Consider the following 12,907-nt stretch of genomic DNA (forward strand, 5'->3'; position numbering starts at 1 on the left):
TATCCTCCGTAAATGTTTTCAATAGTTTATAAAACTCAATAAAGAGGATATACACTCTCACACCAAATGCATAATCCTCTTATTATTATAATATAGTTAATTTATCTTGTGTCTTCTGAAGTTTTCTTTTCCAATGATAAGTATAAAACAATTTGTGGTCCAATTGGTCCCATTCTACGGTGTCCTCTATCTTCAAATCCGACGGTTACATATAATTTTTGCGCAGGAATATTTCTTTCATTGACTGCTAACACAATTTCCTCTATGTTTGGAAAATATGTATATACATAATTCGGTAGTTGATATAATGCTTGTTTTGCATATCCTTTTCCCTGTTCTGTGTAATCGATTGAAAATGAAACAAGAAGTAAAGAATGTTCTTTATTTGTATATTCTCGTACACGATTACCAGATTGCAAAGCAAAAATACCGACTGGTTTGTCGTCAGCTAAAATGACGATAGGATTTCGGGTTGGATCTTGTTCTGCTTTTTTGAGTAAATCCATTGGATGAGATGTAAATTGCACTTGTTCTTCAGGTAAAGTAAACGCTTGTAATAATCCTTTAAATTCTTCCGTATATGGAACGAGTTGAATAGAATTATTCATTTGCATGACGTATATTCCTCCATTTGCAAAAACATATGTTTTCTTTCATGCAAAATCATACAACATTTTCAGTAATAAATAAAATATTCAGTTTTTATTTTCGAAAAATAATCCCCGTGCTATAACACAGGGATTATTTTTTATCGTTTTAAATTTTGATTGGATTGATCAACTTGTTCTTGTTTTAGTTCATTTTGTTCACTTTTGTTTAATTGTTGATTATTTTCTTTAGTTGGATTGATCTGCTTTTTTTCAAATACATCATTTGGAACTTGTGGCATTACACGACCCACAATCGCTGCGAGTTCATCAAGAATGCCTTCACCAGCTTTTCTTTCTTTTATTCGTTTCCCCATATCTTTTAAGCGTTGATACGTATCAATATCTGCTACAACGACTGCATTTGCTCCGAGTGGATCATGTTTTAAGCTTTCCGCTACTGAATATTTAATAGTCTCTACTCTAGAACGGTCTAGCTTTGCATTGACATCAATTCCAACAACTGCGTATTTGCCAAGTACAATTGCCGTCGCATCGTTTACACCCGGTACACTCGATGCTAGTTTTGTCAAGTGATCCGCTACTTTTTCATCTGATTTATATGTAACGTCTTGATTTGTTTCACTTTTTGTTCTAATTAATTTAGCATTCGACGTTGGACTTGGACTCGCTGCATTATCGTTCTTTTTTGTACTACAGCTTGCTATTAGAAGCAAACAGATACAAAGGTAAAAAATTTTTTTCAAAAGTGTCACTCCTATTCATTAATCAAAAACTTGTTCTACACTTTGTAATTTTTTCACTTTTTCTTCCATGCCATTATTGGCATTAATAAAGATTTGATATGTGTCTTTTCCAAGTGTTCCTAAAAATTCATAACATAGTACCTCTTTATGCAAGTCATTTACAATGACTGCTTCACGCTCTTCCATAACTTTTAAATTAGGATTGATTTTCTTCCGTGCATCCGCAACCGATAGTGTTGGTTTTGGAAATTTTAAATCTTTACGAGAAGCTAAATAGTCTTTTGCCGAAAAACCGACAATCGAACCGTCATCGAGCGCAATTTTCATTTGAATGGATTCTGGATATATACGCACGTTGTCCCGATTCGTTACGAATGTGAAAACACCGACAGAATCGTATTGAGAACTTTCATATAATTCCATGTTTTTAAATTTATTTTGTTTTAAAAAGGAAAGCCCCTTATCTCCTGCTTCTTTTAAGCCAATTTTTTGTTCTTTAATTTCCCGATTGTTGATAACCCAAATTGGAAAGCCGCCTTGTTCAGTAATGTCCATATTCGTTTCACTATTTGTCTTTGGATCCTTTACAGTAATGCTATAAAATTTTTCTTTTGCTCCCTTGCTACTTTTTTCAACAGAAATGTTTTCAGATCCCTTTAAGCTAAGGAAAGATTTTGCAATATTTATTGCTTGGTCTTCCGAAATTTTTGGACCAGATATGTGCGTCTCGCCTTTTTTCTCTTTTTCCAAACTTGTAAACGTTGGTCCAAAATGGCTTTGGGAGTAAGATTGACTGTTTTTTTCCACTGTTTTAAAGCCATCGATGATTGTGTTGTCAGCTTGATTATTATTAGAGGCAAGAGCTAATTCAACATCCATCCAACGTAAGTTGTTTTTTAGGGCAAGATGCTGTACTTTGCGCAGTTCATCTTGAATATTTGCAGCATTATTATATAGCTGCTGGAGTGTATTATATTCTTGATCGTTTAATGGTTCTTTATCTAAATCGCGTATAGCTGTACGGTAACTAAAGTCTCCAATATTCGATAGAAATTCTTCTGTTTTATTAAACGGAAGCAATGTAAGTGGCAATTGGCCAATATCAGAGTGTGCCTGAGATGTGATGCGCCACACGTCAGCTAATGCAGGTGATAATGATGTTCGTGAATTCATTGCTAATGTTGTCCCAATTTTATCGTGTAATAAATCGACTTGATACGCTAAATCATGGAATGCCCGCTGGTAGTTATTTTCAGCATGAATTAATACCGCATTTTTCTCTTGGTGTTCTTTATATCCCCAATATCCTGTACCTACAACTCCAATTGTTAATAAAACGATAATGAGACCTCTAAACATATCTCATCCACCTCCTAACTAGTTACAAAAAATGTGTCTTCCAATTTTTTTGATTTGCGGACGACTCCAAATCCACTTGCTTGTTGCTGTATCTGGATTAAAGTAATAAATCGCGCCTCCAGATGGATCCCATCCGTTAATCGCATCAAGTACAGCTTTTTTTGCTGTTTCATTTGGTGTTAAATTGATTTGTCCATCCGCAACAGCGGTAAAGGCACGAGGCTCATAAATCACACCTGCCACCGTATTTGGAAAAGACGGGCTACTGACGCGATTTAAAATAACAGCTGCTACGGCAACTTGTCCGATATAAGGTTCACCGCGAGATTCTCCATATACAGCATTTGCCAATATTTTAATATCGTTTTGCGAATATCCATTTGGAACATTTGTACCTTTATTTGGCGCCGGTTTGTTATTTTGCTTATTTGCTGTGTTATTGGATTGTTTTTCGTATTTTGTAGCTTTAACGAGTTTTTGTTTTGTAGCTGGACCTGCAAGTCCGTCAACCGGTAACCCGAACTTTTCTTGGAAATTCCGAAGTGCCCAATAAGTGCCCCAACCAAAGACACCATCTACTTTTCCGTTGTAAAATCCAATATATTTGAGCCTCGATTGTAGTTCGGTTACATCTTCTCCAGAAGCTCCTCTTTGAATAACTTGATTGGAAAAAGCACCTACTTCCTTCTCATGGATACTACTTACTAACAAAGCAGTCGCCAATGTAACGAGTAAAAGCGGTACTTTGAAGAAAGCTTTACGACGCATAGTTCAACCTCCTTGAATATGACGATGATTTCAAGGTTATTTTTTGTAAATGATGCGGTTTTATGTAAGGAAGACAAAAAAAGGCAAATTCATATGAATTTGTTTAAGTGTAAACACTATGGAAAATGCTATAAAGTGAAACTTTAATCAGCGGGGGCCTACTGCCCAAAAGTAGCGAGATAAAGGAGCTTAGTATGAAACATTTACATACTCGTTTATTTATATGTATTGGAATTATTACAATAGCTTTACTTATATATAGACCTTTCTCCATCAGTCATGCGCAACCTCCATATGCAAAATGGGGAAAGCTTGCGGTGCAAAAGACGAAAGAAAAATATCCGCAAGCTGATATTATTGATTACCTTCATATTGGTAGACGTCCTAAAACAGTAAATATATCAGTAGAACAATTTAAGTTATGGTTAAGAGAAAACGGAAGAGAGTTCGGGGTATTTGTTGATGTAGAATTTGAAACAAAAACAGAAAAATTTTTAAACATTTATTTTAAAGAAACACCTAGATAAGAGAAAAGAAAATACTGTAACAGAAGAACAAATGTTAGATAGAAAAAGCAGGTTTGTTGTTTTACAATGCGATTCGTATGAAGTGAAACTTCCATCAATCGGCCCTTATTATCCAAAAGTAGCAGATAAAAAGGACGGGCAAAACCTGTCCTTTTTAGTACGTTTCTTGTAAATGTTTTACAAACATTTTAAGCGGCACTAAGCCTCGCTTTGGCATTTGACTACTAATGACTGCAACTAGCTCTAATTGAGGAACAATAATAATATATTGTCCGCCATATCCCATCGCAAAATATGTATGGTATGGCATATTGAAGTTGCTTGGATCTAATACCCACCAATGATAACCGTATGCTCCAATATGTTCGTATGTTGTAAATCTTTCTTGATGGGATTGCTCAATCCAGCTTAAAGATACAAGTTGCTGTCCGTTCCAATATCCATTTTGTAGACATAACAACCCGATTTTCAGCATGTCTTCTGCTTTCATTTTCATGCCAAAGCCGCCGACAAAAATCCCCTGTGGATCTTGCTGCCATTCATAGTCAGTAATATGTAAAGGATCAAATAGATGTATCTTTGCAAATTGTTCCGTCGTCATGTTAGTTGTCTTTTGTAAAATATAACTTAACAAATGTGAAGAACCTGAATTATAATTCATTTTTGTTCCGGGCTGATTCATCAAGGGCTTCTCTAAAATATAGTCTATCCAATGATCGGACTCAACAAAATCATTTGGGAAAACAACACCATTTCCAAATTCCTGCCATTCCTCACCCGTTGTCATCGTTAATAAATGGTATATAGTCAGATCTTGTTTTTCTTTCGGTATATTTGGAATCCACTCTACAATGGGTGTATGTATACTATGGATATAGCCTTTTTCAATTGCAATGCCAATTAGAATAGAGATAATACTTTTTGTTATCGAATTAATTTTATATACATTTTGTGCACATTGCTCTGTTTTATAATATTCTGTAACGATTTCACCCTTTTGATAAACGAGAAAAGCATTTACTTTCCTCTTCTTAAATGCATGTTCTAATTCTGGTAAGCTCAATAGAAACTCCTCCATTACTACTTATCGCTAATTTGACTATTATAACGGAATTTAAAATGAGAAACAAAAAAGAGTAGATTTTTTCTACTCTTTTTATATGTATTCATATGAGCGGTTTGTTTAAGGAAACGGCGGAATTTCAATTTAAAAATATGTAAATAAGCATAAAAGCTTTTTCATTGAGAAAACTTTTATGCTTATTGTTTAATCATTTATAGTTTTGTTCGAATAGTCCAAAGCTCTGGGAAAACCGATTGGTCCAGTACACGTTTTAAATAAGAAACGCCTGAAGAACCGCCAGTTCCCATTTTATTTCCAATAATACGTTCTACAGTTTTCATATGACGGAAACGCCACTGCTGCAGCCAATCTTCGATATCGATGAGCTTTTCAGCCAGTTGATATAAGTCCCAATATTTCTTCACATCTGAGTATACTTCTAACCACGCTGCTTCTACTGTTGCATCTGCTTCATATGGTTGCGTAATATCGCGCTGAAGCACACTTGGGTTAATTGGAAATCCTTCTTTTGCAAGTGTTTGGATTGCAACATCATATAAACTCGGCGTATGAAGTGCCTTATAAAGACGAGCGTGCAATTCTGCATCTTTTTCATAGATTTTCAGAACATGTGGCGTTTTATAACCAAGCGCAAATTCGATCATTCTATATTGATAAGATTGAAATCCGGATGCTTGACCAAGTGAATCACGAAATTCAATATATTCAGCTGGTGTGAGCGTGGCAAGAATATCCCATGATTGGATAATTTGCGATTGAATTTTTGAAACACGTGCAAGCATCTTAAAAGCAGGTGCAAGATTTTCATTTTTGATTGATTCAATAGCTGCTTCTATTTCATGTAAAATTAATTTCATCCAAAGCTCGCTCGCTTGATGAATCACAATGAATAACATTTCGTCATGATGATCAGAGAGTCGTTTTTGGCTTGATAGTAAACTATCTAATTGTAAATACTCTCCGTATGTCATGTTATTACGAAAATCTGTATGAATTCCTTTTTCCATAATTACTTTTTCATTTTCTTTCATATGTGGACATCCTCTCTATGCAGTGGCTCTTTTTATAATGGTTTTATAACAGCACGAACCGGGCTGCCGTCTGCATCTGTTAACAAAAGTGGCAGAGCGATAAGTTCGTAGTCTCCGTCTTGTACATTTTCTAAAACAACATTTTCTAAAATGTGAATGCCGTGTTTAAATAATTCATGGTGTGCTGCTAGCTCTTTATCATCAAGCGGATCAACAGATGGAACATCTACACCGATTAAGCGTACACCTTTTTCATGAAGATAGGGTGCAAGATCAGCACGTAAATACGGAATTGTTTCAGGAAATACGTGTGGATTTGTTTTTGATGAAGTTCGCAATAATAATCTACTTACCCCTTCTAAATCATGCATTTTTAACTCTTGTGCTCCGATGCTTTCATAACCTGTTACATCAATAATTCGAGCTGGGCCAATGTAGATGTTAACGTCAAGATCACTTACTTTTTTACCATCATTATCAAAGTGAAACGGTGCATCAATATGTGTACCCGTGTGAATGCTCATTGAAATTTTCCCAACATTAACAGATCCGCTCTGTTCTTTTGTCCATGACACTTCATAGGAAAAAGGCGTATCGCCCGGCCAAGTGGCAATATCATTGTTGAGAGGTTGAGAAATATCAATCCACTTGTTTTCTTTCATCCTTATGCCACAACCTCTCGTTTATTTTCAAATTGTTTATACTGCTCTTCCACCATAATCTTCTTCAAAATTTGTACGGCATTCCATACTTCCTCATAAGTGTTGTATAAAGCGACAGGAGCTAAACGAATACCATTTGGTGCACGAAAATCAGGAATAATTCCATTTGCTTTTAGTGCTTTACAAATACGTGCTGCTTCTTTATGTTCTAAATAAATATGTCCGCCTCTTTTTTCATCTTCTAACGGATTACCAAGTGTAAAACCCATATCTGTTAATTCATGTTGTATTAGCTTTATCATATAGCGTGTAATATGAAGGGATTTTTGTCGTAATCGCTCCATGCCCGCTTCTTTAAAAATTTCTAAAGAACCGATAAGCGGTGCAACACTTAACACATGCGGTGTGCCAATTTGATATGCACCGGCATGCTCAGCTGGCGTAAGTTCGTGCTCCATATCAAACTGTTTATCTTTTCGGGAACTAAACCAGCCTGCTAATCCTGGTAAACGATTGAAATGCTTTTTATTCACGTACAGGCCGCCAACTCCACCTGGACCGGCATTTAAATATTTATAATTACACCAAACTGCAAAATCGACATCCCATTCTTGAAAGTGATGCGGAATAGAACCGATGGAATGACAAAGATCAAAGCCAATATGAATACCACGTTCATGTGCTTCTTTCGTAAGAAGCTTCATATCTAAAATTTGCCCGCTTCGATATAATACGGCCGGAAGTACAATGAGCTCAATATCTTCTGTCATTGCAGCAATAATATCTTCTTCATTTAACATTCTTCCATCTCTGCTTTTCACTTGAACGAGATGTTCGGCAGGATCTAGTCCTTTTAAACGAATTTGGCTTTGTAATGCATAAATATCGGATGGAAATGTTAATTCATCGGCAAGGATTTTTGTTTTCCTTTCCTTTGGTTCATAGAACGTAGCGACAACTTGATGTAAGTTTGTTGTCGTGGAACCGGTTACAATCACTTCTTCAGGTGAAGCGCCAATAAGGGGTGCGCTTAATTCTCCTAATTGCTCGGATAAGAAATACCATGGATATTGTCCTTCTGTCCAACCATCAATGCCGAATTGTTTCCATGAATCTAGCAATGTTAATAAAGACTGCTCAGCTCGTTTTGATAAAAGTCCAAGTGAGTTTCCATCTAAATAAATTGTTCCTTCTTTTTTATAAAACTCATGTTGAAACGATGCAAGTTCATCATAAAGGTCACATTGACGAGCATACTCGTAAGATGGTTCAAATGGTTTTGAATACATTCTATCACCTTCTCTTTAATTTTCTTTCAATTCTAATTAGTAAAAATATATCATTAAAACTGACATAGCGTCAATGACATAATGTCAGTTGACATTATATCATTGTTTCACCTAAAATTAAGTTAAATTTTCTGACATTTCAGTACGAAGGTGTGGTATATATGAGCAAAGATGTTTTCTCAGCTAGAAAACAGCGTTCACTTGAAACAAAAAAGAAACTATTATTAGCTGGTCGTGAAGTCTTTATAGAACAAGGTTTTCAAAAAACAACAATTTCCCAGATTATAAAAAAAGCAGAAACGGGATATGGGACAGCTTACGTATACTTTAAAAATAAAGATGATTTACTTATTGTATTAATGGACGATGTGATGAACCAATTTTATACGATTGCAGAACGGAATTTTCAACCAGTAACGAAACAAGAAGCTCGTAGTATGATTCAGCAGCAAGTACATGCGTTTTTACAAATGGCGGAAATAGAAAAACAACTATTACAAGTTGTTGAAGAAGCGATTGGTGCTTCTGACGAAGTTCGGTACAGATGGAGTGCTATTCGAGAACGATTTATTGAACGAATTGTTCAAGATATTACGTATTCACAAAAAAGTGGTTTAGCACGGAAGGATTTAAATTGTTTTTTAGTAGCAAGAAGTTGGTTCTTTGCAAATGAAATGTTTTTATGGGAAATCGTTCGAAATGAACGAAATTTTTCTCTTGAAGATATTGTACATACATTAACGGAAATGTATATGGGTGGACTTTATTCATAAAAATTCATTTGTCCGTACAGTTTAGGTTATTTTAGGGAATACAAACATTTTAGTAGTATTTCCCTGGCAAGCGCATATTCTGACATATAAAAAGAAAATTCCCTAAAAATCTACTTTTTAATGTGAGGATATAAATATGTCTATTTAAATAATCTATTGAATTCCCCTTCCTCCTTTCGATATGATGAAATCAAACTGAATTTCGATAGAAAGTGAGAAACAAATGACAGAAAAAATCGCGATTATTACAGGTTCATCAAGCGGATTTGGGCTTCTTACATCATTAGAATTCGCTAAAAAAGGCTATCTTGTCATTGCTACGATGCGAAATATTGAAAAACAAACAGAATTAATTAAACAGGCTACATCGTTGCATATAGAACAAAATATAAAAATTCATCAGTTAGATGTAACCTCTAAAGAGTCTATTGGTAGATTTGCAGCTTTTATAAACAATATTGGACGGGTAGATATTCTGATTAACAATGCGGGCTATGCAAGCGGTGGTTTTGTAGAGGAAATTCCAATTGAAGAATACCGTAAACAATTTGAGACAAACGTGTTTGGAGCTATCACAGTAACAAAGGCTGTTCTTCCAATTATGAGAAGACAAAAACGAGGGAAAATTATTAATGTTAGTAGTATTAGCGGGAAAATGGGTTTCCCTGGTCTCTCCCCTTATGTTTCTTCTAAATATGCACTTGAAGGTTGGAGTGAATCTCTTCGTCTAGAAGTAAAACCGTTTGGGATCGAAGTTTCATTAATTGAGCCGGGATCATATAACACAAATATTTGGGAAATCGGACAAAAACTTGCGGAAGCTACTTCAGGATCTGAGTCCCCTTACAAAGAATACATGAAGAAAATTGAACAACATATTCATAACGGCAATGAGACTTTAGGAAATCCGAAAGATGTTGCTGAGAAAATAGTAGCTATTGCTGAATCGCAGCATTCAACTTTACGTTATCCAATTGGAAAAGGAGTAAAGTTAATGATTTTATTAAAGAATCTACTGCCGTGGAAATGGTGGGAGTTTCTCGTTTTAAAACGTTTTAAATAGTTTCAAAAAGAATACATAATCTTATCACTACTAAATTATAAAAAGTCATAAAAATAAGGGGTGATACATATTAGCCATGTATAATACGTATCGCCCTTTTAATTCTTGTTTTACATAGAATCAGATGCTTAAAAATGCCTTAAGAGTTAGAATAAACATTTCCCGAATAGTTTTATTCTAAAGACTCAATCTATTTTTTTGTATAAAATATTTTTTTATTTTCAGCAACTCCCCAAAGATAATGAAATAAATCTTCAAATGTCTTGTTTTGCTTTGTCCAATTCTCTTTTCCATATTTGCTTATTCCCTTCTTCAAATACATTTTTAATCAGTTTTAACGGTACAAATTAACTTCTCTAACACTTCCCCTACACCATCTTTATCATTAGAATTAGTAACGAAATACGCCATTTCTTTTAGTTCATGTATTGCATTTTCCATAGCGATTGGAAAACCGCATGCATGGAAAAGATCTAAATCGTTCCAATCATCACCAAATGCCATTATGTTGTTCATCGGAATATGATTTTGAACACAAATATCCATTATAGCTTGTTTCTTAGAAACATCTTTAGCCATAATTTGAATTAATGTTCCTGAATCGGTACATACAGTGCTTACTCTATGCTCAAATTGTTTATGTAATTTCTCATAATATGGATATTGCGTGATTAATAATTTTGAAGCCTTTATTATTTTCAAATCATCTAACGAAACTACAATTGGATTTACAACTGCGTTCATAGCTTTACTGTAATCTAACGTTTTATTGCTATACCACGTATCTTCTGATTCAATAGACAAACACGCTTCTGAATGATGAGCAATCACATATTCAATAATTTCATTTGTAACAGTCGAGTCAATCGGATAATGTTGCCTGTACTCTGATGTGTTGTCAATGATTAAAGCACCGTTGTAATACACAATTGCTCCTATCTCTTGAAGCTCTTGAGGAAGAAAAGCTTTTACTGAACGCGGGGGTCTTGCCGTTGCAAAGATAACTGTCATTCCTTGTCTATAACATTCAAGTATAGCTTGTAAGTTTCTTTTAGATACTCCTTTTTGTGAATTTAGTAACGTACCATCTAAGTCTAAAACAATCCCTTTAACATTTGAAATAAGATCCATGCAAACATCTCCTTGTCTGAAAATACCTTTTCATATTCTATATACGGTATGGAAATCCTCCTCTCTATTCACTTGAATCAGACAATAAAATAATTATATTGACAAAAATATTTATTTATGTTATAATAAAATATTTTGTGTTGACTTCTTTTTAAGAGGCATGATAAATTAACCTATGTATTAGTCAACTACAATCCAAACACCCGTATTAAGGAGGATTTAATCCATAAAGATTTCAAATGGAGTAGCAATGCTTGAATTAGAAATACAAGGTTTCATTTTACATCCTACACTTATTTGGGACGATGAAACAGCTGTTTTAATCGATACAGGTATGCCTGGACAGTTAGATCAAATTCGTACTGCTATGAATGATGCGGGGGTTCCTTTTGAAAAATTAAAAGCTGTCATTGTAACACACCAAGATTTGGATCATATAGGAAGCCTTCCTGAAATACTACAAGCGGCTACTAATCAAATCGATGTGTATGCACATGAACTTGATAAGCCATATATCGAGGGAATATTCCCGCTTATTAAAACAAATCCTGAGCATATGAATAAAGAAGCATGGGCATCTCTTCCTAAAGAAATGCAATTCTTATATAAGAATCCACCTAAATCGAAAGTAGATCATTTTTTAGAAGATGGACAATTGCTTCCTTATTGCGGAGGCATACAAGTAATTTATACACCTGGACATACTCCAGGGCATGTTAGTCTTTATTTAAAGAAAAGCAAAACTCTTGTTGCTGGTGATGCTATGATATGTGTGGATGGTTCTTTACAAGGACCTGTTCAGAAAACAACTTTAGACATGAATACAGCGCTTGCTTCTCTGCAGAAATATTTAAATTTTGATATCGAATCGGTCATTTGCTATCACGGAGGCATTTGTATAAATGCTCCAAAAGAACAAATTCAAAATCTTGCAGAGCGAGTTGAGTTATAAAACATGATAATTATGTATCAGATGTGTGATTTATTATACTTAAGAAAGTAGTATAATTGATATTTTAGATACAATACCTTCAAAGAAAAAGCCTCTTTAAGATTCAACTAAAGAGGCTTTTTCTATCCATTTAAACTTCCTACAAGGGGGCATTTCTGTATAAATTAGGCTTATTGAGGAGCTTTTGCTTGAAGTAGCTTCAGCCCCATACCAATAAAAATCATCCCTGTTATTTTATTTAGAACCATTCCTATCTTTTCGTTTCCTCTTAGTTTTTTTGTAACATAGGAAGAAAAATAAGCAATAAATAAACACCATAATAATCCAGTAATGGTAAACGTAAGTCCTAAAATAATAAAAGAGATAGGACTAGAAGTTTTTGTATTTATAAATTGCGGGAGAAAGGCAATGAAAAATAAAGCAACTTTTGGATTCGTAAGACTTGTCAAAAGTCCTTGTATATATATTTTTCTAATGTTTAGTTTGCTGGATACGTTAGCTTGAAAATTTACATTCGTTTTATCAACAATCATTCTAATCCCTAAATAGACTAAATAGATAACACCAATAATTTTAATAACATTAAACAATACAATAGATTTTGTAGGTATGATAGATAATCCAAAAGCAACTAATAAAGTGTGAACTAACGAACCGGTAATAATACCAAAAACAGAATAAACACCTGCTTTTCTACCTTGTGAAATACTTCTTCCCACTATATACATAGTATCTGCGCCAGGAATTAAATTTAAAAGAATTCCTGTAATTAAAAATACCTCATAATTTATTATTCCATACATTTTGACACCTCTTTCTATTTTTTGGTGCCCTTATTCATAATAAAACAAATTTTATAAAAATAACAGATTTTCACACTGTATTTTCTTCCTTTTCTTTTCCTATGATTCATA

Annotated in this window: 14 protein-coding genes; 4 read left to right on the forward strand and 10 right to left on the reverse strand. The window is 34.3% G+C overall.

Annotated features, from left to right (window positions below; all coding sequences use genetic code 11):
* Positions 1–101 precede the first annotated feature (101 nt).
* The 4 genes from AB1284_RS10205 to sleB form a co-directional block, all read right to left on the reverse strand.
* Positions 102–614, reverse strand: coding sequence for a GNAT family N-acetyltransferase (locus AB1284_RS10205; RefSeq protein ID WP_429749671.1), 513 nt, complete (start codon positions 612–614; stop codon positions 102–104).
* A gap of 134 nt (positions 615–748) precedes the next feature.
* On the reverse strand, positions 749–1,354 hold the full coding sequence (locus AB1284_RS10210) for a YhcN/YlaJ family sporulation lipoprotein (protein ID WP_429749669.1): 606 nt from the start codon (positions 1,352–1,354) through the stop codon (positions 749–751).
* Positions 1,355–1,372: 18 nt separating this feature from the next.
* Positions 1,373–2,713, reverse strand: coding sequence for a germination protein YpeB (gene ypeB / locus AB1284_RS10215; protein WP_429749667.1), 1,341 nt, complete (start codon positions 2,711–2,713; stop codon positions 1,373–1,375).
* An 18-nt stretch (positions 2,714–2,731) separates the two neighbouring features.
* On the reverse strand, positions 2,732–3,481 hold the full coding sequence (gene sleB / locus AB1284_RS10220; protein WP_429749665.1) for a spore cortex-lytic enzyme: 750 nt from the start codon (positions 3,479–3,481) through the stop codon (positions 2,732–2,734).
* Between the two features lie 194 nt (positions 3,482–3,675).
* Here sleB and AB1284_RS10225 point away from each other — a divergent pair, with 194 nt between their 5' ends.
* Positions 3,676–4,008, forward strand: a complete 333-nt coding sequence (locus AB1284_RS10225) for a YqzG/YhdC family protein (RefSeq protein WP_429749664.1) — start codon at positions 3,676–3,678, stop codon at positions 4,006–4,008.
* A gap of 154 nt (positions 4,009–4,162) precedes the next feature.
* On the opposite strand, the gene AB1284_RS10230 is transcribed toward AB1284_RS10225, so the two are convergent.
* The 4 genes from AB1284_RS10230 to kynU all read right to left on the reverse strand — a co-directional run bounded on the left by AB1284_RS10230 (position 4,163) and on the right by kynU (position 8,074).
* Complete coding sequence (locus AB1284_RS10230; RefSeq protein WP_429749662.1) at positions 4,163–5,086, reverse strand: serine hydrolase domain-containing protein; 924 nt, start codon at positions 5,084–5,086, stop codon at positions 4,163–4,165.
* A gap of 197 nt (positions 5,087–5,283) precedes the next feature.
* Complete coding sequence (kynA, locus tag AB1284_RS10235) at positions 5,284–6,123, reverse strand: tryptophan 2,3-dioxygenase (RefSeq protein WP_429749660.1); 840 nt, start codon at positions 6,121–6,123, stop codon at positions 5,284–5,286.
* A gap of 32 nt (positions 6,124–6,155) precedes the next feature.
* On the reverse strand, positions 6,156–6,785 hold the full coding sequence (gene kynB, locus AB1284_RS10240) for an arylformamidase (RefSeq protein WP_429749658.1): 630 nt from the start codon (positions 6,783–6,785) through the stop codon (positions 6,156–6,158).
* A gap of 2 nt (positions 6,786–6,787) precedes the next feature.
* Positions 6,788–8,074, reverse strand: coding sequence for a kynureninase (gene kynU / locus AB1284_RS10245; protein ID WP_429749656.1), 1,287 nt, complete (start codon positions 8,072–8,074; stop codon positions 6,788–6,790).
* 161 nt (positions 8,075–8,235) lie between these two features.
* Here kynU and AB1284_RS10250 point away from each other — a divergent pair, with 161 nt between their 5' ends.
* Both AB1284_RS10250 and AB1284_RS10255 read left to right on the forward strand, forming a co-directional pair.
* Positions 8,236–8,847, forward strand: a complete 612-nt coding sequence (locus AB1284_RS10250; protein WP_429749654.1) for a TetR/AcrR family transcriptional regulator — start codon at positions 8,236–8,238, stop codon at positions 8,845–8,847.
* A gap of 223 nt (positions 8,848–9,070) precedes the next feature.
* Positions 9,071–9,910, forward strand: coding sequence for an oxidoreductase (locus AB1284_RS10255; protein ID WP_429749652.1), 840 nt, complete (start codon positions 9,071–9,073; stop codon positions 9,908–9,910).
* A 324-nt stretch (positions 9,911–10,234) separates the two neighbouring features.
* Here AB1284_RS10255 and AB1284_RS10260 read toward each other — a convergent pair whose 3' ends face one another.
* Entirely contained in the window at positions 10,235–11,041 is an 807-nt protein-coding gene (locus AB1284_RS10260; protein WP_429749650.1) for an HAD family hydrolase, read from the reverse strand.
* A 226-nt stretch (positions 11,042–11,267) separates the two neighbouring features.
* On the opposite strand from AB1284_RS10260, the gene AB1284_RS10265 reads away from it, so the two are divergent.
* Positions 11,268–11,993, forward strand: a complete 726-nt coding sequence (locus AB1284_RS10265; protein WP_429754301.1) for an MBL fold metallo-hydrolase — start codon at positions 11,268–11,270, stop codon at positions 11,991–11,993.
* Between the two features lie 170 nt (positions 11,994–12,163).
* Here the strand turns inward: AB1284_RS10265 and AB1284_RS10270 are convergent, their stop codons facing one another.
* Positions 12,164–12,796 carry a LysE family translocator gene (locus tag AB1284_RS10270; RefSeq protein WP_429749648.1) on the reverse strand — a complete coding sequence of 211 codons (633 nt, stop codon included), beginning with the start codon at positions 12,794–12,796 and terminating at the stop codon, positions 12,164–12,166.
* Positions 12,797–12,907 lie beyond the last annotated feature (111 nt).

This window comes from Bacillus sp. S2(2024) (genome assembly GCF_050474045.1).
Taxonomy (GTDB): Bacteria; Bacillota; Bacilli; order Bacillales; family Bacillaceae_G; genus Bacillus_A; species Bacillus_A yunxiaonensis.